Genomic DNA, 20,536 nt, shown 5'->3' on the forward strand with positions numbered 1-20,536 from the left:
TCCATCAAGGTCGGCAAACAGCCCGGCTGTACGATTTTCGTGTTGTTCATCGCGTTTACCCCAGTAGCAGCAGTGCCAGCACCAGTGCGGCACCGATCCCCATGGAAGCGGCATACCAGCGCAACTTGCCGGTGACTGTCCAGGCCAGCAGCTGGTTGCCACGCAGGGCGAACCAGGCGGGCAGGCCCATCATCCAGTCCAGCGGATCCTGCCCGACCAGACGGGTAGCCAGCAGATAAGGCTTGACCCACAGCTGGTCGTAGAGCCAGTCAAAGCCCCAGGCGTTGAACCAGAGGGTGCTGAGCAGACGGCCGGGCGCGCTGTTGGCAATGGATGTGGCCAGACGGCGCTCACCAAGGAACAGAAACGCGGCCAGCGCGATCCCTGCAATGGCGATGATGCCGGAGGTTATCTCCAGTGCATGACGACCCTCTTCTATATGATCACCCGGGCCTGCCGGCAGCACACCTGCCAGCGGTGGGGTGATAAGAGCCCCAATGCCGGTGGAGAGCACCAGCAGCACCAGCAGCGGCAGATGGTGAGCCAGGCCGTGACCAGCGTGAGCTTTGGTCTGCTCTTTGCCATGGAAGGCGATAAAGATCAGTCGGAAGGTGTAGAGGGAGGTCAGGAACGCCCCCACCAGACCGGCCCACAGCAGAGCGCTTTGGCCAGAGGCTTCTACTTGCCACAGGATGGCGTCCTTACTGTAGAAACCGGAGGTGACCAGCGGCAGCGCGGCCAGCGCCGAACCACCCACCAGGAAGCAGGCATAGACCAGCGGCAGACTCTTGCGCAGGCCACCCATCTTGAAGATGTTCTGCTCGTGATGGGTCGCGACGATAACGGCACCGGCGGAGAGGAACAGCAGCGCCTTGAAGAAGGCGTGGGTCATCAGGTGGAAGATAGCCCCTTCCCATGCACCGACACCGAGAGCCAGGAACATATAGCCAATCTGGCTCATGGTGGAGTAGGCAAGGATCCGCTTGATGTCGGTCTGTACCAGCGCCGCAAAACCGGCCAGCACCAAGGTGATGGCGCCAACCAGCCCGACCAGATGGAGGATCTCCGGCGCAAGCAGGAACAGGCCATGGGTGCGGGCAATCAGGTAGACACCGGCGGTCACCATGGTGGCGGCGTGGATCAGCGCGGAGACCGGAGTCGGGCCTGCCATCGCATCTGCCAACCAGGTTTGCAGCGGCAGCTGGGCCGATTTACCGACCGCTCCGCCCAGCAGCATCAGGCAGGCGAGCGACAGGGCAGGGGAGCCTTCGGCAAACATGGTCGGGGCGCGAACCAGCAGCTCGTGAATATTGAGAGTGCCCAGTTCGCGATAAAGGATAAACAGGCCGATGGCGAGGAACACGTCACCCACACGGGTCACGATGAAGGCCTTGAGGGCTGCCGCGCCATTGTTGCGATCCTTGTAGTAGAAGCCGATCAGCAGGTAGCTGCACAGCCCCACCCCTTCCCAACCGAGGTAGACAAACAGCAGGTCATCGGCCAGCACCAGAAACAGCATGCTGGCGATAAAGAGGTTGGTGTAGGTGAAGAAGCGGGAGTACCCCTCTTCACCGCGCATGTACCAGGAGGCGAACAGGTGGATGAAGAAGCCCACCCCGGTCACTACGCCCAGCATGGTCAGCGACAGGCCATCCAGCGCCAGGCTGAAGGTGGGGGTGAAGTGGCCTACCGCCATCCACTGCCACAGGTGCTGGATATAGACGCCACCCTCGGGCGGGTTGGCCAGAAAGTCCATGCCGACCCAGAGTGTGGTAAGCGCCGAGAGACCAATGGAACCCACCCCGATCAGCGCCGAAGTACGCTCCCCCAGACGGCCGAGGGAGAAGGCCAATACCAGCCACCCCAGCAGCGGAAATAGAAAAGTCAGATATAAGAGGCTCATCCGTGCATCTCGCTCACAGTGTCCACGTTAAGGGTGTGGTAACGACGATAGAGCAGCAGTAACAGGGCAAGGCCGATACTGGCCTCCGCTGCTGCCAGAGAAATCACCAGTATGTACATGATCTGGCCATCGGCCTGAGCCCAGCGGCTACCCGCCACCACAAATGCCAGTGCCGACGCATTCATCATGATTTCTATGCTCATCAGGATGTAGAGCAGGTTGCGGCGGATCAGCAGGCCGCATAACCCGATGCAGAAGAGCACCGCGGCCAGCAGGAGGCCGTGCTCCATGGGGATTCCATTCATTGCTGACCTCCTTCATGTGACGGACGTGATTGATTGCGGGGGACAGAGAGCACTTCGCCGCTCTTGTCTTCCCGGCCCAGATGGTAGGCGGTCACCAGACCCGCCAGCAGCAGGATGGAGGCAAGCTCCACCGCCAGCACATAGGGGCCAAAGAGTTCGACACCCACCTGTTTGGCGGTGACGTCGGTCACCCCGAGCAGGCCGCCGGTCACCCCGAGGATGCCGTGGGCCAGGAAGCCCAGCAGGATCAGCGAGAGCAGGGCTGGCCCCACCCAGGTCATGGGGGTGAGCCAGTTTTTCTCCTGCGCCTGTGCTGAACCCAGGTTCAGCATCATCACCACAAACACGAACAGCACCATGATGGCACCCGCGTAGACGATCACCTGCAGGGCGCCGGCAAAGGCGGCACCCAGGCAGAAGAAGATCATGGCCACGGCGATGAGGGAGATGATGAGATTGAGCAGCGCATGCATGGGATTGCTGGTGCTGATCACCCGCAGCGTGCTGTAAATGGCCACCAGGGCCGAGGCATAAAATGCCAGTTCCATGATTGACTCCTCAGGGCAGCAGGCTCTTGACATCGATGGGTTTGGCTTCGTTTTCGGCTTCCCCTTTCGGCTTGCCGTCGATGGCCATCCCGCTCATGCGATAGAAGTTGTAGTCCGGGTATTTGCCTGGCCCGCTGATCAGCAGATCTTCCTTCTCGTACACCAGATCCTGGCGGCGATACTCGCCCATTTCGAAATCCGGCGTCAGCTGGATAGCGGTGGTGGGGCAAGCCTCTTCGCACAGGCCGCAGAAGATGCAGCGGGAGAAGTTGATGCGAAAGAATTCCGGGTACCAGCGACCATCTTCCCGCTCGGATTTCTGCAGCGAGATACAGCCAACCGGGCAGGCAACCGCGCAGAGGTTGCAGGCCACGCAGCGCTCGTCACCGTCCGGGTCGCGAGTCAGCACGATACGGCCGCGGTAGCGGGGCGGCACATAGACTGCCTCTTCCGGATAGTTCAGGGTTTCACGAGGCCGCCAGGCATGGGAGAAGACCATGGCCAGACTGCGTAACTGGGTGCCAACACCCTGGATAATGCTAAAAATTTTCATCTCGTGCCTCACTGCACATTCATCAGCACTACTGCCGCGGTGACCAGCATATTGAGCAGGGTCAGCGGCAAGCAGACTTTCCAGCCAAACGCCATCACCTGGTCAAAGCGCGGGCGAGGCAGGGAGGCCCGCAGCAGGATGAAGAACACCATGAAGCAGGCGGTCTTCAGAGCAAACCAGATGAAGGGGGGCAACCAGGGACCATGCCAGCCACCAAAGAAGAGGGTCACGATGAGCGAGGAGATCAGCACGATGCCGATATATTCGCCCACGAAGAAGAGACCCCATTTCATCCCCGCATACTCGATGTGATAGCCATCGGCAAGCTCCTGCTCGGCTTCCGGCTGGTCAAACGGGTGGCGGTGGGTGACGGCCACACCGGCAAACAGGAAGGTGACAAAGCCAAGCATCTGCGGGATCACGTTCCACAGACCAGCCTGAGCCTCGACGATGTCGCGCAGGTTGAAGCTGCCGGTCTGGATCACCACTCCCATCAGGGAGAGGCCGAGGAACACCTCGTAGGAGAGGGTCTGGGCCGAGGCGCGCAGACTACCCAGCAGGGAGTATTTGTTGTTGCTCGACCAGCCGGCGAACAGAACCGCATAGACCGCCAGCCCCGCGATGGCCAGGATGTAAAGCAGACCCACGTTGAGATCCGCCACGCCCCAGGTCGGGCTGATCGGCACCACCGCAAACGCCAGAATAAAGGCGGTGAAGGCGATGATGGGAGCCAAGATAAAGATCCGCCGATCGGCGAACGGCGGGATCCAGTCCTCCTTGAAGAACATCTTGACCATGTCGGCAGCCAGTTGCAGCAGGCCGAACGGGCCAACCCGGTTGGGGCCGTAACGATCCTGCCACAGCGCCAGCAGGCGGCGTTCGATGAAGCTCATGAAGGCGCCAGCCCCCACGATCCCCACCAGCACGAGCAGTGCCTTGCCGACCTCCAGCAACAGATCAATCAGCGAGTCGCTCATGCGATGACCTCCTGCAGGTTACTGATATATGCCTGCTGCAGCGCAGTTGGCAGGCCGTTGACGCCAAGGGGCAGACCGACCAGACCGGCCGCCAGCTGCTCGCTCAGACGCAGACGCAGTTGCCAGTGGCTGCCACCCCAGGAGAAGGAGACCTGATTGCCGGCATGCAGGGCCAGACGCTGCGCATCGGCAGGATTGAGCACCAGCTCGGGCTCGTTCATCCGGGTCTGGATGACCGGGCTGCGGGCGGAGAGCTCCTCGCCACCAAACAACTGGACATAGTTGACCACTTGCAGCGCATCCTCTGCCTTGAAGGGGGAGGGGATGGTAGTAAACCAGCCAAGGATATCTTCGCTTGCTTCCAGCAGACGGCGACCCGGATCACCGGCGCGCAGTTTGCCACCCACTTCATCCTGGAACTTGTTCCAGGCTGAAGGAGAGTTCCAGCCTGGTGCCCAGGCGAATGGTACTTGCGGCAGCGGTTGACGGGCCCCGGCATACCCTTCCATGGAGAAGTTGAAGGGGGAGTCCGGATCCTGAGCTACCCGTGGTTCGCTGACGTTCTGGTTGGCCAGCATGGAGGTGCGGCCACTGTAGCGGTGCGGTTCACGAGCCAGACGCATGCCGCGGATGCGCAAGCCTGCGTTGGGGGCAGCTTCCAGCATGGTGGCCAGCAGCGGATTGCTGGTGGCGCAGTCATGGTTGATCTGGTCGAAGTTCTGCCAGCGCAGAGATGTATGCTCAAGAGCACCTTGCAGCGCCGCCAGCCAGCGCCACCCTTCACGCACCTGAATATCGGTGTTGTAGAAGGCTGGGGCGTAGACCTGGAAGAAGCGCTGGGCGCGACCTTCCATGTTCACCAGGGTGCCATCGGCTTCGGCAAAGCTGGCGGCCGGCAGGATCAGATCTGCCTTTTGTGCAGTCTGTGTATCCTGATGATCGATGACCAGCAGGTGCTGCAGGCGTGCCAGCACTGCATCCACACGGTTGCGCGGAGCACGGCGATAAAGATCGTTCTCCAACGTCACCAGCGCCAGCTTTTCTTGCGCTTCGATGCGCTCGAAAGCAGCTTCCAGCGGCTTGCCACCCAGCATGGCCAGACCGAGCGAGTTGGCCTCCTGGGCAACCAGCGCGATGCTGGCTTCCAGACCACGCCCTTTCAGGGCTCGAGCAATGTTGCTGGCTGCTTCAACCAGCGCCACGCTGCGTGCGCTGGAGCCGGCGATGATGAGCGGTTTTTTGGCATTGCCCAGCAGTTCGGCCCAGCGTGCAGCCTGAGCCTGCTGCTCGGCAGAGAGGTCGGTGATAGCTGGCGCCGCATTGTCGAGCAGGTTGGCGATGGCAAAGCCAAGGCGCGCCTGATCGGCGTAGGGCGCGTGCAGTTTGTCGGCAGCTACATCATCGAGACGGGTGTTGTCGAGACTGGTGATGAGCAGCGGATAGCGCTCGTTCTGGCCCAGAGTCTGCACCGCGGCAACCTGCCACAGGTCGACCTTCATCTTGCGGGCCAGTTCGCGGGCCTTGCCCTTGACGGCTTGACGCAGGGCCAGCGCAATTCGAGCTGCGCTCATGGTGACATCTTCGCCGAGTACCAGAATGGCGTCGACCTCTTCCATGTCGCGCAGGCTTGGTGTTGATACGCCGCCATGCTGCAAAATCTGCAGGATCTTCTGCTGGCATTCCCACTCGGCCTGCTCCATGCCGCAATAGAAGTTCTCTTCACCCACCAGTTCGCGCAGAGCGAAGTTGCTCTCCAGCGACGCGCGGGGCGAACCGATACCGATCACGCCGCTGGCGGTGCGCAAGGCATCGGCGGCGCGGTTGAGGGCGCCATCTACCGTGATGGCCAGCTTGTCGTTACCTTCACGCAGCAGCGGTTGGCGCGGGCGGTCGGCCAGGTTGACATAGCCATAGCCAAAGCGGCCGCGATCGCAGAGGAAGTAGTGGTTGAGGCTGCCGTGGAAGCGGTTTTCGATACGGCGCAATTCGCCATAACGCTCGCCCGGGCTGATGTTGCAGCCCACGGAGCACTGCTGGCAGACGCTCGGGGCAAACTGCATGTCCCATTTGCGGTTGTAACGCTCGGAGTGAGTCTTGTCGGTGAAAACCCCGGTAGGGCAGACTTCCACCAGGTTGCCGGAGAATTCGCTCTCCAGCGTGCCATCCTCGACCCGACCGAAATAGACGTTGTCGTGGGCACCGTAGACGCCAAGATCCTCGCCACCGGCATAATCCTTGTAGTAACGGACGCAGCGGTAGCAGGCGATGCAGCGGTTCATCTCGTGGCTGATGAAGGGGCCGAGATCCTGATTCTGGTGGGTGCGTTTGGTGAAGCGGTAGCGACGGCTGTTGTGGCCGGTCATCACCGTCATATCCTGCAGGTGGCAGGCACCACCCTCTTCACACACCGGACAGTCGTGGGGGTGGTTGGTCATCAGCCACTCCACCACGCTCTTGCGAAACTCCTTGGCCTCTTCATCTTCGATGGCGATATAGGTGCCATCGGTGGCCGGTGTCATGCAGGACATCACCAGACGGCCACGCTTGTCATCGGCATTTTGATACTGTTTCACCGCGCACTGGCGGCAGGCTCCCACGCTACCAAGCGCCGGGTGCCAGCAAAAATAGGGGACGTCCAGACCGAGGGACAGACAGGCTTGCAGCAGGTTATCTGCCCCGTCTACCTCGTACTCTTTACCGTCTACATGAATGGTCGCCATACAACTTCCCTGAAACCTGTTTTGTGAATTCGGCTATTGTCTGATGCGCTTGGCGTTTACCAGCGTTCACCCAAGAGATTGGGCTGGATCCCTTTGACCGGCTTGCGGTTATCGCCGCTGCCCTTGATCCCCGCTTCGAACTCGGAGCGGAAATACTTGATCGCGCTGGCAAGCGGTTCGACGGCGCCCGGAGCATGGGCGCAGAAGGTTTTACCCGGGCCCAGGAAATTGCAGAGCTGCTCGAGCGTAGCCAGATCGCCTGATTGCCCCTCACCACGTTCCAGCGCGCGCAGCAGCTTGACGCTCCAGGGCAGGCCATCGCGACAGGGAGTACACCAGCCACACGACTCGCGGGCGAAGAACTCCTCCATGTTGCGCAGCAGGGATACCATGCTGATGGAGTCATCCACCGCCATGGCGAGGCCGGTCCCCATCCGGGTGCCTACCTTGCCGATACCAGCGGTGTACATCTGGGCATCGAGGTGCTCAGGCAGCAAGAAACCGGTTCCCGCGCCGCCCGGTTGCCAAGCTTTCAGGCGATAGCCGCTCTTCATGCCGCCGGCATAGTTTTCAAACAGCTCGCGGGCGGTGATGCCAAACGGCAGCTCCCACACCCCGGGGTTGTTTACCTTGCCAGAGAAGCCCATCAGTTTGGTACCGTGGTCTTCAGAGCCCGGCAGCGCCAGCCCGTGATACCAGGCCACCCCGTTGCCGATAATGGCGGGCACGTTGCAGAGGGTCTCGACGTTGTTGACGCAGGTGGGTTTGCCCCAGACACCGGAAACGGCGGGGAAGGGCGGTTTGGCGCGCGGGTTGGCGCGGCGCCCTTCCAGCGAGTTGATCAGCGCCGTCTCTTCGCCACAGATGTAGCGACCGGCGCCAGTGTGAACAAACAGCTCGAAATCAAAACCCGAGCCCAGAATGTTCTTGCCAAGCAAACCTGCGGCTTTTGCCTCTTCTACCGCACGGCGCAGGTTGATGGCGGCATCGACATACTCGCCGCGCAGGAAGATATAACCGCGATAGGCTTTCAGCGCCCGGGCCGAGATAATCATCCCTTCGATCAGCAGGTGGGGTAGTTGCTCCATCAGCAGCCGGTCTTTCCAGGTGTTGGGCTCCATCTCGTCGGCGTTACAGAGCAGGTAACGGATATTCATGCTCTCGTCTTTGGGCATCAGCCCCCACTTCACGCCAGTAGGGAAGCCCGCGCCGCCACGCCCCTTGAGACCGGCATCCTTGACGGTACTGACGATCTCGTCCGGACTCATCTGGCCGAGCGCTTTGCGCACCGCTTCATAACCCTGCTTGGCCTGATACTCCTCCAGCCATACCGGCTGGCCGTCGTCACGCAGCCGCCAGGTGAGCGGATGGGTCTCGGCCGCACGCGGGGTGCGGTTGGCGGTGCCAAAGGAGGTGAGGATCTTGCTCTGCTGCAGGCTCATGGGTATGCCTCCAGGGTTTTCAGCAAGGTGACGGGGTCGAGCCCGCCATAGGTGTCGTCATCGATCATGATGGCCGGCCCCTTGTCGCAGTTGCCAAGGCAGCAGACCGGCAATAGGGTGAAGCGGCCATCGGCTGTGGTCTGGCCGGGAGCGAGGTTCATCACCTCCTTGAGGCCAGCCAGCAGCTCTTCGTGACCGTTGATGTAGCAGACCATGCTGTCGCAAACGCGGATGACATGGCGACCAACTGGTTGACGGAAGATCTGGCTATAGAAGGTGGCAACCCCCTCCACGTCGCTGGCGGGAATGCCAAGTTCGGTGGCAATCGCTGAAATGGCGCCGTCAGGCACCCAGCCACGGGCCTGCTGCACTATCTTGAGCGCTTCGATGCTGGCAGCACGGGGATCTTCGTAATGGTGTTTCTCATGCTCGATGGCGTCGCGTTCAGCCTGACTCAGGACAAAGTTGTCCCGTTTGCTGCTGCAAGCCCCTTGCCCCTGCGGGGTCTGATTATTGTGACACTGACATTGCTGGCTCATGACTTGACCTTTTGTGGCTTGTCCTTTTACTGCGAGTCCTGTTGTCTCGTCATTGCGGGTCACTCGCCTTGGCGAGCAACCCGTGATGAGTTAACGGTCCACATCCGACATAACGAAATCGATACTGCCCAGATAGACGATGAGATCCGACACCATGCTGCCCTTGATCACCGAGGGGATCTGTTGCAGGTGAGCAAAGCTCGGGGTGCGGATCCGGGTCCGGTAGCTCATGGTTGAGCCATCGCTGGTCAGGTAGTAACTGTTGACACCCTTGGTCGCCTCAATCATCTGGAACGATTCGGCTGCCGGCATGACCGGGCCCCAAGACACCTGCAGGAAGTGGTTGATCAGGGTCTCGATGTGCTGCAGCGTGCGCTCTTTGGGCGGCGGAGTGGTCAGCGGGTGATCCGCCTTGAACGGGCCCTCCGGCATGTTCTTCATGCACTGCTCGATGATGGAGAGGCTTTGGCGGATCTCCTCGATGCGAACGGTGGCGCGATCATAGGCATCGCCGTTGCTGCCGACCGGCACTTCGAAGTCGAATTGATCGTAACCGGAGTAGGGACGCCACTTGCGCACGTCGAAGTTGAGGCCGGTGGCGCGCAAGCCTGCACCCGTAGTGCCCCAGGCCAGAGCCTGTTCGGTGGTGTAGGCGGAGACCCCGATAGTACGACCACGCAGAATGCTGTTGCGCATCGCGGCTTTCTCGTAATCCATCAGCCGCTTGGGCAGCCAGCTCAGCAGGTTGTCCTGGATCAGACGTTGCCATCCGTTGGGCAGGTCGTGGGCAACACCACCGATGCGGAACCAGGCCGGATGCATACGGGCGCCGGTGATCGCCTCGATGATGGTGTAGATCTTCTGGCGGTCGGTAAAGGTGAAGAAGACCGGGGTCATGGCCCCCACGTCCTGAATATAGGTACCGAGGAACAACAGGTGGCTCTGGATACGGAACAGCTCCGCCATCATCACCCGGATCATGTCGACCCGCTGGGGCACCTTAATGCCGGCCAGCTTCTCGACCGCCAGCACGTAGGGGAGGTTGTTCATCACCCCGCCCAGATACTCGACCCGGTCGGTATAGGGAATGTAGCTGTGCCAGGACTGGCGCTCGCCCATCTTCTCGGCACCGCGATGGTGGTAGCCGATATCGGGCACGCAGTTGCGGATCTCCTCGCCATCGAGTTGCAGTACCAGACGGAAGGCGCCGTGAGCCGAGGGGTGATTGGGGCCGAGGTTGAGGAACATGTAGTCCTCGTTCTCGTTACCACGTGCCAGACCCCACTCTTCCGGTTTAAACAGCAGGTTCTCCTGCTCCATGTCCTGCTTGGCAGCATCGAGCATGAAGGGATCAAATTCGGTGGCGCGCGCGGGGTAATCCTTGCGCAACGGATGTCCCTGCCAGCTCTTGGGCATCATGATACGGGTCAGGTGGGGATGACCATCGAAGGTGATACCCAGCAGATCCCACACTTCCCGTTCATACCAGTTGGCATTGGGGAAGTGGCCGGTGACGGTCGGCAGGTGCAGATCGCTTTCGTCAAGCGGCACCTTCAGCATCACATCGGCGTTACGGTCGATGGAGATGAGGTGATAGAAAACAGTGAAGTCGCTTTGCGGCAGACCTTCGCGGTGGGTGCGTAGCCGTTCGTCAGTAGCACTCAGATCGAAGAGCATCACGAACGGGGAGGGCACCTTGCGCAAAAAGCTCATCACATCGAGCAGCAGCTCCCGGGCAAGCCAGACGACAGGCACGCCGGTACGGGTAGTCTGCACGGTGAAATGCTGCGCCCCGAAATGGGCGAACAGTTCGCCAATGACCTTGGCATCCTTATGATCGGTGGGTTGCCACTGGGCCATTGCATAATTGCTGGGAAAATCGCGAGTCAGTTTCATGGTCAGATCTCATCCGGCGTGCGCAGGTTGGTCACATCAATCCGCTCGCCGCGTTTGCGGTCCTTCTCGGCCGGCATCTCGGGACGATATATCCCCTGATCGCCAACCACCCAGGAGAGGGGGCGACGCTCCTTGCCGATAGAGTCTTGCAACAGCATCAGGGCTTGCAAAAAGGCTTCGGGACGGGGCGGGCAACCCGGAATGTAAACATCGACCGGCAGAAACTTGTCGACGCCCTGAACCACCGAGTAGATGTCATACATACCGCCGGAGTTGGCACAGGCACCCATCGAAATCACCCATTTGGGCTCGAGCAACTGCTCATAGAGACGCTGGATGACGGGGGCCATCTTGATGAAGGGTGTACCTGCGATCACCATGAAATCGGCCTGACGGGGAGAGGCTCGGATAACTTCGGCCCCGAAGCGGGCCACATCGTGGGGTGAGGTGAAGGCGGTACACATCTCCACGTAGCAGCAGGAGATACCGAAGTTGTAGGGCCACAGGGAGTTCTTGCGACCCCAGTTGACGGCATTTTGCAACACCTCCTCGACCCGTCCCATCAGGATGCCGCGCTCGGCTTGCTGCATCAGAGGGTCATCGACGGTTTGGCTCTGCTCCTGGGGATAGCGTTCAACCGGTGCATCCGGGTCTATCCGGGTAAGGGTGTACTTCATGGTGCAACCTCAAGGAAAGGGTCTGTGATTCAGTCACTGTTTTTGTTGTTCAGCTGCGGTTTGCGCGGCGACCACTCCAGCGCACCGATGCGCCAGAGGTAGACCAGACCGATCAACAGCAGACCGATGAAAATGGTGGCTTCAATGAAACCGACCCAGCCGCTTTCGCGAACGGAAACGGACCAGGCGAACAGGTAGAGTGCCTCGACATCGAAGATGACGAAGAACATGGCGACCAGATAGAACTTGGCGGAAAAACGCAGCCGGGCACTGCCGACCGAGTCAACGCCCGATTCGAAGGGTTTGTTTTTGGTGCGGCCATGAGCACGGCCACCCAGCACGGCCGCGAGGCCGATCATCCCCAGGCAGAGGCAAATAGCTGCAATGACGTAAATGGCAAAAGCCCAATGTTGAACAGCAATATCAGCAAACATAGAGGTTTTCCCTAACCGAATTAATCATACGGTGTAACAATGATGTCACGCATTATGACACTTTAGTACTGATTTACATGTCATTTTTATGGATTAATTATTAATCGGTTAAGTGGAAATTAAATTTTGTTACGGAGCTCAATTTTATTGAGAAAAATGTATGTAATTGACGCTGGTCAGATCAGATGGCATGTCTGAAATTTGAGCTTTAGAAGGTTGATTATTATCCAGCGACAAATGGCTGCATTTCTGTCTGGAATAGCCATTTAAAATAAGTGGCTATATGTCTGTGCTTTTTGAAAGGGGTTACCCGCCGCCCTGTGTTAAGTCAGGGCGGTGGTTTTATGCGGAGGGGGTTATCGCTCAGGGTTTGAGCAGGGGAAGAGCCTGTTCGGCGGCTTTACCTTGAGAGAGGGTGATCTCGACCCGGCGGTTGGCTTGCCGATGATCTGCGGTGTCATTGGCATAGCGTGGCTGGGTATCAGCTACGCCCTGGGCAATAACCCGCTTGGCATCCAGTTTGGGATTGCCAAGCAGTGTCTGCACTATCGCGGAGGCGCGCAGTACTGACAGTTCCCAGTTGTTGCGGTAGAGCTCTACCGGAGCCTGTGAATCATCGGTGTGACCAGTGACGACTATGGCCCCCGGAATATCGGCAAGAATGCCCGATATCTTGTTGACCAGCGGTACAAACTGGGGCTGCAGAAATGCCGAGTCGGCCGGGAAGAGCGCCTTCTCGCCGATGCGGATCACCAACTGACTGCCAAGCTGCTCGACTTCCAGATCCTTGGATTCAATCTGTGCCTTGAGTTGCTGCTCAAGTTTCTTCTTGGTGACCTGAACCCACTCCTGCTCTTTGGTCTTGTGTGGCCAGGATTCGGTGGCACTCGGCTTCTCCGAGGCGCCTATGGTCTCGTTGAACGGGTCAGATGCCGCCATCGGAGCATCCTTCTCCAGCACCGTCTCTTTCTTCGGGCTGCTCGGTGTGGTTTTGGATTCCGGCTCGAGGATGCCTGTCCCCCCCTGCATAACAGGTGAACCGGCGGGAGGGGAGACCAGACCAATTTTACCCAGCGACTCGATAAAGCCCTGGATCAGCACTCGGGTCTCGGACTGTTTGGCCATCGCAAAGGAGTAGAGCACCACGAACAGGGCGAACAATAGAGTCATGAAGTCGGCATAGGAGACCAGCCAGCGTTCGTGGTTCTCTGGCGCTTCAGCCTTTTTCTTTTTGGCCACCATGACCTCCCAGATAGGGTTCGAGTGTTACTTGCAGTCTGGCTTGAGACTCGCCATCCACGATGCAGAGAATGCCGGTGAGGGTCATCTCCTTGTAGTGGCGGATCTGGTGAGCAAATGCCTTGTAGCGGTTGCCAAATGGCAAAAAGATGAGGTTGGCGGCTGATACCCCGTAGATGGTTGCGATAAAGGCTACCGCGATGGCACCACCGAGTTTGTCCGGAGCATCCAGCAAGCCCATCGCGTGGATGAGGCCGAATACCGCACCCACGATCCCCATGGTCGGGCAGTAGCCCCCCATGGCTTCATAGAATTTGACAGTTTGTTCGAGATCTTCCTGTTCAAATTCGATCTCGTTTTCCAGCACCTCGTGGATCTTGGTCTTCTCATAGCCATCGACCATCATCTGTACCCCTTTTTTCAAAAAGGGATCCTTAATCTCTTCAATCATCCCCTCAAGCGCCAGCATACCGCTGCGCCGGGCATTGCCTGCCAGAGTTTCGAGCAGCTGGGCCTGTTCCAGCATGTCGAGTTTGAGAGGGGCAAGCAGCCATTTGAATCGTTTCAGGCTGTTACCTACTACGGAGAAGGGAAACTGGGTCAGTGCAGCACCGATGGTACCGCCGATTACGATAAGAAAGGCGGGCAGGTCAAGTAGCGCACTGGGATGGCCGCCCTCGATCATGTTACCGCCCAAGATGGCGATCAACGCCAGCACCAAGCCGATTAAGCTCATTTTTTACACATCCCTGAATGTTGATAATGGCTAGTTTAGCTATTTAAGTATCAGTTTTTCAAAATGATATCCAATCTGCGAGCAATAAATTAGAGCTCTGGCCAAGTCTGCATGGCATGGATATCGAGGGCGCTTAAAAAGCAGGCAGTGCAGGATAAATAATAGGGAAGATAGAGCGAGCAAGCAGTAGAAAAGCAAAAAGCCGACCCTGAGGTCGGCTTTTCTAAATTTGGCGGTGAGGGAGGGATTCGAACCCTCGATACGTTGCCGTATACACACTTTCCAGGCGTGCTCCTTCAGCCACTCGGACACCTCACCAAATTTTCGTTCGCTGCGCTGTTGCGCTGGAACGGGGCGTAATTTAGGGGAAATGGCTGGACGGGTCAACCATTTTTCCCCTTATTTTTCATAATCTTTCTCGAGTGCCTAACCCTTGAACGGAAAGCTGTTTTTTTAATCAGACTCAGGGCTTGTCGAGGATGATCAGGCTGTCCGGCAGCTCGTTCTGGTCACGAGTTGCAGGGAAGGCGTCGGTCAGAATGGCGCTGGTGCGCTCCACACACTCCAGAAAACCTTGCTCGATCTCGTTGTTGCGTACCCGCATCACGAAGTCGTTGATGATCTCCTGCCACTGGCTGTTGTCGATATGCTGGGCAATGCCGTCATCCACCAGGATCTCGACATAGTGCTCGGCAGCCGAGACAAAAATGAGCACACCCAGACGATCGCGGGTGCGGTGCAGCCCCTGCTCGACAAATTGCAGGCGAGCCATCAGGGCGGCCCTGTGCTGGCGTACCTGTTTCGGGATCAGCCGCATCTTGATGGGTGTCCAGTGGAACAGCAGACTCAGCAGTAGCCAGACCGACCACTGCACCAGCAGGATCTCGTACCAGCCGAGCCAGAAGCCAAGCTGGAATACCAGCAGCGGGGTCAGCATAGCCAACAGAGCGGCCCAGAGGGTGGGAATATAGCGATATCCATCGCTGGCCGGGGCCAGCACGGTCACCAGTTCGGCATCCGTGGCCTGTTCGGCTTGTCTGACCCTGGCCTGAAGCGTGTGATAAAACTGTTTGGAAATCATGTTGTTGTCTCTTAATCCCTGTTACCAACCACCAGAGGCACCACCGCCTCCAAAACTGCCGCCACCGCCGCTGAAACCACCGCCAGAGCGGTTGCCAAAGGAGCCAGCTCCAAATCCCCCTGCCATGTAGGCCGAACGACGTCGCCCGCCCGGGCCACCACCGCCGCCGCGCAGGTTATGGAGCACGATCATCGCAATCACCATCAGGATGAATAACCAGGGGCCACCGAGTTTGTCCTCCTTGCTGGCGTTGTCGGTCGGCTGATAATACTGGCCACCCAGCGCCTGCATGATAGCCTGACTGCCGGCAACGACCCCTGCCACCATGTCACCCCGTTTGAACGCAGGCAGGATCCGGGTCTGAATGATGTTGGCGGCAATGGCATCGGGCAGATCACCTTCCAGCCCATAGCCTACTTCGATGCGAACCTTGCGCTCGTCCTGAGCGATGAGCAGAAGGACGCCGTTGTCCTTGCCCTTCTGCCCGATCCCCCAGTGCCGGCCCAGCTGATAGCCATACTCTTCGATGGTCTCGCCCTGCAAGCTGTCGACGGAGACCACGACCAGCTGGATGCCGCTGCGCTTTTCAAAAGCGGCCAGCTGCTGGGTCAGCTGGTGGGCCTGTTTGCGGGACATCAGACTGGCTTCATCCACTACCCGCCCGCTCAGCGTCGGGAAGTCCGGTGCTGCTTGCAGGGCACTGGCCCAGAGCAGCAGACAGGGAAGCAACCAGCGCAGCATCATGTTCATTGGAAGCTCACCTTGGGCGCTTCATCCGCTCCGGGTTTGGCACTGAAGCTGGGTTTTGCCTCCAGATCTGAGTAGAGCATCTTGTGCCAGATCACTCCGGGGAAGGTGCGGATCTCGGTGTTGAACTGGCGCACCGCCTCGATATAGTCGCGGCGGGCTACGGCGATACGGTTCTCAGTCCCTTCCAGCTGGGCCTGCAGGGTGAGGAACTGTTGATCCGCCTTGAGCTCCGGATAACGTTCCACTACCACCATCAGGCGGGAGAGGGCGCTGGTGAGCTGATTCTGCGCCGCTTCAAACTCCTTGAGCTGGGCCGGGTCGCTCACCTGCAGGCTGCCAACCCGGGCGCGGGCATCGGTGACCGCCTTCAGGGTCTCCTGTTCATGGCTGGCATAGCCTTTTACGGTTGCTACCAGATTGGGGATGAGATCTGCCCGGCGCTGGTACTGGTTTTCAACCTGTCCCCACGTGGCCTTGACCTGCTCATCCAGCGTCGGGATGTTGTTCATGCCGCAGCCGGTCAGGCCCAGCAGCAGGGTCAGAGTCAGCAGGCTCTGCGTGGTTTTGCGCCAGATTGATATGGCCATCTTGTCGTTCTCCATCATTAATGGCTTGCGAAACAGGGAACCACCATAACAGCTTGGGGTCAGTTGCGACAACGCGCAGGCAGCACAGTCATCTTGTTGATACTGGACACCTTGGGCAGCTGCGGTTTGTCTTTCAGCCAGGAGGCCAGCTCGGCTCCGCAGCCGTTGCCGGGGGGAATAGGCGCTTGCTGCTCGCAATCAGGACTGCCCGCCGGGCAGCGCAGCCGCACGTGAAAATGGCTGAAGTGGCCAACCCAGGGGCGAAGCTTGGCAACCCAGGGTTCATCACCAGCCTGCTGGCAGACCGCCGACTTGATCACCGGATTGACAAAGATGCGGGCCACCTCGGGTTTGCTGGCCGCCAGCCGCAACAGGGTGAGCTGTTGCGGCCCGAAGCGACCCGGCAGCATCTTGTAGCTGGGTTCGTCGATGAGCGCCCACTCCTTGGGGGCATCCTGCTCCCATTTGCTGATGGGGCGGTTGGCCATGCGAAACCAGATATCGGCATCAAGGCCGGTCTGGTGGCTGCGATGGCCGGTGGTAAAGGGGCCTCCATGGGCCATCGCCAGATCGGCGATGTAGAGATCCGGCAATCCGGCCATCCGGGTCTGGTTGGCCAGTGTCTGCAGATAGTGGATGAGATCGGGATGGCCGTAGTAACGTAGCCGCTTGGTGCGGATCACCTGATAGCCAGGGCCCTCCAGCGGCAGTGCCATTGCGTTTTTGAGGCAGCCTGCGGTGTATCCGCCGATCGCTTCGGCTTGCAACACAGTAGCCAGTAACAGGGACGTCAGCATTTGCGTGCTCCTTGTTTCGCTTCGAGTCGGCTGAGCAGAATAAACAGACTCAAACATATCAATAAATAGGCAGCCGCCACCAGCAGCCAGATCTCGTAAACCAGCCCGCTCGAGTTGGCCATCTCGGTACCGACGAAGGTGAGCTCTTGCACCGAAATCAGTGAAACAATGGCCGTATCTTTCACCAGTGCGATGAGCTGGCCGGTGAGGGGAGGCAACATCAACAGCATCGCCTGCGGCAGGATCACATGGCACAACCGCACCCAGGGGGATAACCCGAGGCTGTGTGCCGCTTCCCACTGTCCTCTGGGGATGGCGGCAAGACCGGCGCGGACGATCTCGGCAACGAAGGCTGCGCTGATCATACCGACGCAGAGGGTTCCGGAGATGAGGTTCTCCCAGCGAGCGGGCGGGCCAAACAGCACTTCCAGCCAGGTGGGAATTGAGATGTTGCCGAGCCAGCTTGAGAGGCCGCTTGCTGGCAACAGTTGGTTGGCGATAAAGAAGTAGAAGATGAAGATAAAGACCAGCGGCGGCAGATTGCGGATGAGCTGGATAAAGAGGGTGGCCGGCAGAACCAGAAACGGGCGACGACTGAACGCCGCCACCCCCAGCGCAGTGCCGAGCAGCAGCGCCAGCACCATGCCAAGCAGCGCGATACGCAAGGTAGTAAGCAGACCGCTGAAAAAGTAGGGCATCTCGCCATGGGGGCCATGCGTAAAGAGCAGCGCGAAGGCATCGTGCCAGTGCCACTCATAGGCGACCCCGATGTGGATGCGGCTGGCCAGCCAGAGTCCCGCCAGTGCCAACAACAGCACTATGACTCCGTCCAGCCAGCTGAATCGTTTGATAGTTCGGCTTATCAAGCGTTGCATCAGGGATTGGCGACCTGTGATTCCCATGCCAGCGACTTGAACCAGTAGTCGTGACGGGCCTTGAGCCAGCCATCGGCCTGACGGGCGGCGATCCACTCGTTGAACTGTTCTGCCAGCGCGTCATCCCCCTTGCGCAGGGCAAACCCCTCATCGCCCTGAGCCAGCTGCTTGGCAAAGGGCATGAACAGGGCATCGGGGTGGCGCAGCGTCTCCTGCTCCGGTTTTGGCGAGGAGGAGAGAGCGCCGTGGGCGCGACCGTTCAACACCTCCTGAAATACCTGAGATTCATCGTCAAACTGGCGCAGGGTTGCCTTGGGGAAGTTGGCCTTGGCCACCTGTACCGGCGATGCGCCACGGCGTACAGCCAGGATCACCCCGCGCTGGTTGAAGTCAGCAATGGTTTTCTTCTCTTTGGCCAGCGTGCTGGAGGCGGCCAGCTGAATGCCCGAGTGGGAATAGGGGTGAGTGAAGCGCACGCTCTTCTCCCGTTCCGGGGTGATGGTGAGGCCACCGATGATGACGTCGTACTTTTTCGCCAGCAGGGAGGGGATGATGCCATCCCAGGCGGTGGGCACAAACTCCACTTGCCAGCCGAGCTCGGTGGCGAGGCGCCGGGCAACATCGATCTCAAAGCCGATCAGCGCGCCTTGCTTGTCTCGCATCGCCCAGGGGGCGAAGGTGGACATGCCGACCCGCAGGGTGCCGCTCTGCTCGATCCGGGCCTGGGTAGCGGAAGGGGCCGTGTCTGCATGTGCCGGTGTCAAAAGGGTCGCCAGCAGCAGGGCGGCACCCGATAGCGCGGTTTTGATGGAAATCGTCATGATTGGCGTCCTTGTTGTTCCGGATCCAGATGCCGGGCGAGTAGCCGAGCACAGCCGGAGAGGGTCAGCGTTAACAGCAAATAGAGGGCGGCCACGGTGAACCACACCTCGAAAGTCAGAAATGTATCGGCCACCAGAGTACGCCCTTCGTTGGTGAGATCGAAGATGGCAATGACGCTGACCAATGCCGAATGTTTGATCAGCGATACCAGCTCGTTGGTGAGGGGCGGCAGCGTGATACGCACCAGCTGCGGCAGGATCACCTTGCGCAGGGTAATGGCCCGCGACAGGCCTAGGGTACGTGCCGCCTCCCACTGGCCTTGGGGGATCGCCTTGAGCCCCGCCCGCAGCACTTCGGCGGTGAAGGCACCCTGATAGAGAGAGAGGCTCAGCACGGCGCAGGTCAGTGGCGCCAGCCCCAGCATGGGGCCGAGCAGGAAGTAGAGAATATAGAGTTGCACCAGCTGTGGCGTGGTTCGCACCAAACCCAAATAGGCGATGGCAATCAGTGGCCCAAGGCGGGAGGGGAGCAGCCGCAGACTCACCACGCAGATCCCGACCACCAGCGTACCGAGCAAACTGAGCAGAGCGACCTGCAAGGTCACCAGCAAGCCGTTTAGCAGGGATCCGGCATAAAAGGTTCCTTCATCCCATTCGCCTAAAAAAGGCAATACGCGTGGCCACTGCCACTTATATCCCATCGCTTGCGCACCGCTATATATGCTCCAGCCGAGCAGCAGAGAGAGCACAAGAGTGCCACAGAGCCAGCCGAGCAGCCGCACGGGTTTTGCGTTAGTCATGGTAGCTGAGCACCTGCTCCAGAAAGGCTCTGGTTCGCGGCTGGGTCGGGTTGCCAAACAGCTGGGCGGGTGCGGCCGATTCGATGATCCGCCCCTCGTCCATAAAGATGACCCGATCCGCCACCTGACGGGCAAAGCCCATCTCGTGGGTGACGCAGATCAGGGTCATGCCCTCGTCCGCGAGTTCGCGGATCACATCCAGCACTTCGCGGATCATCTCGGGATCGAGGGCCGAAGTGGGCTCATCGAACAGCATCAACTCAGGCTGCATGCAGAGAGAGCGGGCGATGGCGACCCGTTGCTGCTGACCGCCGGAGAGCTGGTGGGGGTATTTGTCAGCCTGTGCCTGAATGCGTACCCGCTCGAGCAAGCCGAGGGCGCGATCCCGCGCCGCTTGTGGCGACAATCCCAGGGTATGCATCGGTGCCACCATCAGGTTTTCCAGCACAGTCATATGGGGAAAGAGGTTGAATTGCTGAAATACCATGCCGACCCGCCCCTTGAGGCTGCGGACATAGGCGGGGCTTACCGGTTCGCCAAAGAGGGATAGCTGGCCGCTATCGATCCCCTCCAGCCCGTTTATGGTGCGGATCAGGGTCGATTTGCCGGAGCCCGAGGGGCCGCAGATCACCCACTTCTCTCCCCGCTCTATGGTGAGGTCAATCTGATTGAGAGCTTGAAAGTCGCCGTAGAATTTGTTGACGCCACAAAAGCGTACGCAGGGTTGCGAGCTGAGCAAGGAGCAGGTTCCACTGAGAATCATTTACGCCATGGTATTGATTTTATAGGAGGATGACAAAGAAAAGCCCCTTGTCAGCCGCGCTATGGCTATTCACAATGGCGCCATTTCGTGATG

The 20,536-nt window shown here is 59.4% G+C and carries 21 protein-coding genes and 1 tRNA gene; all 22 read right to left on the reverse strand.

Translation table 11 applies throughout. The features are described from left to right. Positions 1 to 55: 55 nt before the first annotated feature. A complete protein-coding gene (gene nuoL, locus AAHA41_RS17750) occupies positions 56 to 1,903 on the reverse strand; it encodes an NADH-quinone oxidoreductase subunit L (RefSeq protein ID WP_124241258.1) in 1,848 nt (615 codons plus the stop codon). Continuing rightward, on the reverse strand, positions 1,900 to 2,208 hold the full coding sequence (gene nuoK, locus AAHA41_RS17755) for an NADH-quinone oxidoreductase subunit NuoK (RefSeq protein WP_033114519.1): 309 nt from the start codon (positions 2,206 to 2,208) through the stop codon (positions 1,900 to 1,902). Before nuoK ends, nuoL begins: the two co-directional genes overlap by 4 nt. After that, positions 2,205 to 2,756: an NADH-quinone oxidoreductase subunit J gene (gene nuoJ, locus AAHA41_RS17760; RefSeq protein WP_033114520.1), complete on the reverse strand. Its 552-nt coding sequence runs from the start codon at positions 2,754 to 2,756 to the stop codon at positions 2,205 to 2,207. The genes nuoK and nuoJ overlap by 4 nt, the downstream gene beginning before the upstream one ends. Positions 2,757 to 2,766: 10 nt before the next feature. Further along, on the reverse strand, positions 2,767 to 3,309 hold the full coding sequence (nuoI, locus tag AAHA41_RS17765) for an NADH-quinone oxidoreductase subunit NuoI (protein ID WP_033114521.1): 543 nt from the start codon (positions 3,307 to 3,309) through the stop codon (positions 2,767 to 2,769). Positions 3,310 to 3,317: 8 nt separating this feature from the next. Next, entirely contained in the window at positions 3,318 to 4,286 is a 969-nt protein-coding gene (gene nuoH / locus AAHA41_RS17770) for an NADH-quinone oxidoreductase subunit NuoH (RefSeq protein ID WP_323069834.1), read from the reverse strand. Continuing rightward, positions 4,283 to 7,006 carry an NADH-quinone oxidoreductase subunit NuoG gene (gene nuoG, locus AAHA41_RS17775; protein WP_323069836.1) on the reverse strand — a complete coding sequence of 908 codons (2,724 nt, stop codon included), beginning with the start codon at positions 7,004 to 7,006 and terminating at the stop codon, positions 4,283 to 4,285. Before nuoG ends, nuoH begins: the two co-directional genes overlap by 4 nt. Positions 7,007 to 7,062: 56 nt before the next feature. Beyond that, positions 7,063 to 8,448: an NADH-quinone oxidoreductase subunit NuoF gene (nuoF, locus tag AAHA41_RS17780; protein WP_042033539.1), complete on the reverse strand. Its 1,386-nt coding sequence runs from the start codon at positions 8,446 to 8,448 to the stop codon at positions 7,063 to 7,065. Then, positions 8,445 to 8,987 carry an NADH-quinone oxidoreductase subunit NuoE gene (gene nuoE / locus AAHA41_RS17785; RefSeq protein WP_323069837.1) on the reverse strand — a complete coding sequence of 181 codons (543 nt, stop codon included), beginning with the start codon at positions 8,985 to 8,987 and terminating at the stop codon, positions 8,445 to 8,447. Before nuoE ends, nuoF begins: the two co-directional genes overlap by 4 nt. Positions 8,988 to 9,077: 90 nt before the next feature. Then, a complete protein-coding gene (gene nuoC / locus AAHA41_RS17790; RefSeq protein ID WP_323069838.1) occupies positions 9,078 to 10,883 on the reverse strand; it encodes an NADH-quinone oxidoreductase subunit C/D in 1,806 nt (601 codons plus the stop codon). 2 nt (positions 10,884 to 10,885) lie between these two features. Beyond that, positions 10,886 to 11,560: an NADH-quinone oxidoreductase subunit B gene (locus AAHA41_RS17795; RefSeq protein WP_033114527.1), complete on the reverse strand. Its 675-nt coding sequence runs from the start codon at positions 11,558 to 11,560 to the stop codon at positions 10,886 to 10,888. Positions 11,561 to 11,589: 29 nt separating this feature from the next. Then, the gene (locus AAHA41_RS17800; RefSeq protein ID WP_033114528.1) at positions 11,590 to 11,994 is read right to left on the reverse strand and encodes an NADH-quinone oxidoreductase subunit A; all 405 of its coding nucleotides are present in this window, start codon (positions 11,992 to 11,994) and stop codon (positions 11,590 to 11,592) included. A 363-nt stretch (positions 11,995 to 12,357) separates the two neighbouring features. Then, the gene (locus tag AAHA41_RS17805; RefSeq protein ID WP_033114529.1) at positions 12,358 to 13,236 is read right to left on the reverse strand and encodes a flagellar motor protein MotB; all 879 of its coding nucleotides are present in this window, start codon (positions 13,234 to 13,236) and stop codon (positions 12,358 to 12,360) included. Then, positions 13,211 to 13,969, reverse strand: a complete 759-nt coding sequence (locus AAHA41_RS17810) for a flagellar motor protein (protein ID WP_033114530.1) — start codon at positions 13,967 to 13,969, stop codon at positions 13,211 to 13,213. The genes AAHA41_RS17805 and AAHA41_RS17810 overlap by 26 nt, the downstream gene beginning before the upstream one ends. Positions 13,970 to 14,199: 230 nt before the next feature. Beyond that, positions 14,200 to 14,287: transfer RNA gene (locus tag AAHA41_RS17815), tRNA-Ser, on the reverse strand. 145 nt (positions 14,288 to 14,432) lie between these two features. Next, a complete protein-coding gene (locus AAHA41_RS17820) occupies positions 14,433 to 15,050 on the reverse strand; it encodes a TPM domain-containing protein (RefSeq protein WP_041207438.1) in 618 nt (205 codons plus the stop codon). Positions 15,051 to 15,071: 21 nt separating this feature from the next. Next, a complete protein-coding gene (locus AAHA41_RS17825) occupies positions 15,072 to 15,800 on the reverse strand; it encodes a TPM domain-containing protein (RefSeq protein ID WP_323069840.1) in 729 nt (242 codons plus the stop codon). Next, a complete protein-coding gene (locus AAHA41_RS17830) occupies positions 15,797 to 16,402 on the reverse strand; it encodes a LemA family protein (protein WP_201908553.1) in 606 nt (201 codons plus the stop codon). The genes AAHA41_RS17825 and AAHA41_RS17830 overlap by 4 nt, the downstream gene beginning before the upstream one ends. A 44-nt stretch (positions 16,403 to 16,446) precedes the next feature. Next, on the reverse strand, positions 16,447 to 17,184 hold the full coding sequence (gene mepA / locus AAHA41_RS17835; RefSeq protein WP_323069841.1) for a penicillin-insensitive murein endopeptidase: 738 nt from the start codon (positions 17,182 to 17,184) through the stop codon (positions 16,447 to 16,449). Next, positions 17,178 to 18,059, reverse strand: coding sequence for an amino acid ABC transporter permease (locus AAHA41_RS17840; protein ID WP_323069842.1), 882 nt, complete (start codon positions 18,057 to 18,059; stop codon positions 17,178 to 17,180). Before AAHA41_RS17840 ends, mepA begins: the two co-directional genes overlap by 7 nt. Continuing rightward, positions 18,059 to 18,880 carry a transporter substrate-binding domain-containing protein gene (locus AAHA41_RS17845; protein WP_323069844.1) on the reverse strand — a complete coding sequence of 274 codons (822 nt, stop codon included), beginning with the start codon at positions 18,878 to 18,880 and terminating at the stop codon, positions 18,059 to 18,061. The genes AAHA41_RS17840 and AAHA41_RS17845 overlap by 1 nt, the downstream gene beginning before the upstream one ends. After that, a complete protein-coding gene (locus tag AAHA41_RS17850) occupies positions 18,877 to 19,680 on the reverse strand; it encodes an amino acid ABC transporter permease (protein ID WP_323069846.1) in 804 nt (267 codons plus the stop codon). The genes AAHA41_RS17845 and AAHA41_RS17850 overlap by 4 nt, the downstream gene beginning before the upstream one ends. Continuing rightward, the gene (locus tag AAHA41_RS17855) at positions 19,673 to 20,443 is read right to left on the reverse strand and encodes an amino acid ABC transporter ATP-binding protein (RefSeq protein WP_323069847.1); all 771 of its coding nucleotides are present in this window, start codon (positions 20,441 to 20,443) and stop codon (positions 19,673 to 19,675) included. Before AAHA41_RS17855 ends, AAHA41_RS17850 begins: the two co-directional genes overlap by 8 nt. Positions 20,444 to 20,536 lie beyond the last annotated feature (93 nt).

This window comes from Aeromonas sp. SER (genome assembly GCF_038739615.1).
Classification (GTDB): Bacteria; Pseudomonadota; Gammaproteobacteria; order Enterobacterales; family Aeromonadaceae; genus Aeromonas; species Aeromonas jandaei.

Bases quoted from the DNA above. Each gene is read 5' to 3' on its own strand.
- nuoL (WP_124241258.1), bottom strand. From the start codon at position 1,903: ATGAGCCTCTTATATCTGACTTTTCTATTTCCGCTGCTGGGGTGGCTG.
- nuoK (WP_033114519.1), bottom strand. From the start codon at position 2,208: ATGAATGGAATCCCCATGGAGCACGGCCTCCTGCTGGCCGCGGTGCTC.
- nuoJ (WP_033114520.1), bottom strand. From the start codon at position 2,756: ATGGAACTGGCATTTTATGCCTCGGCCCTGGTGGCCATTTACAGCACG.
- nuoI (WP_033114521.1), bottom strand. From the start codon at position 3,309: ATGAAAATTTTTAGCATTATCCAGGGTGTTGGCACCCAGTTACGCAGT.
- nuoH (WP_323069834.1), bottom strand. From the start codon at position 4,286: ATGAGCGACTCGCTGATTGATCTGTTGCTGGAGGTCGGCAAGGCACTG.
- nuoG (WP_323069836.1), bottom strand. From the start codon at position 7,006: ATGGCGACCATTCATGTAGACGGTAAAGAGTACGAGGTAGACGGGGCA.
- nuoF (WP_042033539.1), bottom strand. From the start codon at position 8,448: ATGAGCCTGCAGCAGAGCAAGATCCTCACCTCCTTTGGCACCGCCAAC.
- nuoE (WP_323069837.1), bottom strand. From the start codon at position 8,987: ATGAGCCAGCAATGTCAGTGTCACAATAATCAGACCCCGCAGGGGCAA.
- nuoC (WP_323069838.1), bottom strand. From the start codon at position 10,883: ATGAAACTGACTCGCGATTTTCCCAGCAATTATGCAATGGCCCAGTGG.
- AAHA41_RS17795 (WP_033114527.1), bottom strand. From the start codon at position 11,560: ATGAAGTACACCCTTACCCGGATAGACCCGGATGCACCGGTTGAACGC.
- AAHA41_RS17800 (WP_033114528.1), bottom strand. From the start codon at position 11,994: ATGTTTGCTGATATTGCTGTTCAACATTGGGCTTTTGCCATTTACGTC.
- AAHA41_RS17805 (WP_033114529.1), bottom strand. From the start codon at position 13,236: ATGGTGGCCAAAAAGAAAAAGGCTGAAGCGCCAGAGAACCACGAACGC.
- AAHA41_RS17810 (WP_033114530.1), bottom strand. From the start codon at position 13,969: ATGAGCTTAATCGGCTTGGTGCTGGCGTTGATCGCCATCTTGGGCGGT.
- AAHA41_RS17820 (WP_041207438.1), bottom strand. From the start codon at position 15,050: ATGATTTCCAAACAGTTTTATCACACGCTTCAGGCCAGGGTCAGACAA.
- AAHA41_RS17825 (WP_323069840.1), bottom strand. From the start codon at position 15,800: ATGAACATGATGCTGCGCTGGTTGCTTCCCTGTCTGCTGCTCTGGGCC.
- AAHA41_RS17830 (WP_201908553.1), bottom strand. From the start codon at position 16,402: ATGGAGAACGACAAGATGGCCATATCAATCTGGCGCAAAACCACGCAG.
- mepA (WP_323069841.1), bottom strand. From the start codon at position 17,184: ATGCTGACGTCCCTGTTACTGGCTACTGTGTTGCAAGCCGAAGCGATC.
- AAHA41_RS17840 (WP_323069842.1), bottom strand. From the start codon at position 18,059: ATGCAACGCTTGATAAGCCGAACTATCAAACGATTCAGCTGGCTGGAC.
- AAHA41_RS17845 (WP_323069844.1), bottom strand. From the start codon at position 18,880: ATGACGATTTCCATCAAAACCGCGCTATCGGGTGCCGCCCTGCTGCTG.
- AAHA41_RS17850 (WP_323069846.1), bottom strand. From the start codon at position 19,680: ATGACTAACGCAAAACCCGTGCGGCTGCTCGGCTGGCTCTGTGGCACT.
- AAHA41_RS17855 (WP_323069847.1), bottom strand. From the start codon at position 20,443: ATGATTCTCAGTGGAACCTGCTCCTTGCTCAGCTCGCAACCCTGCGTA.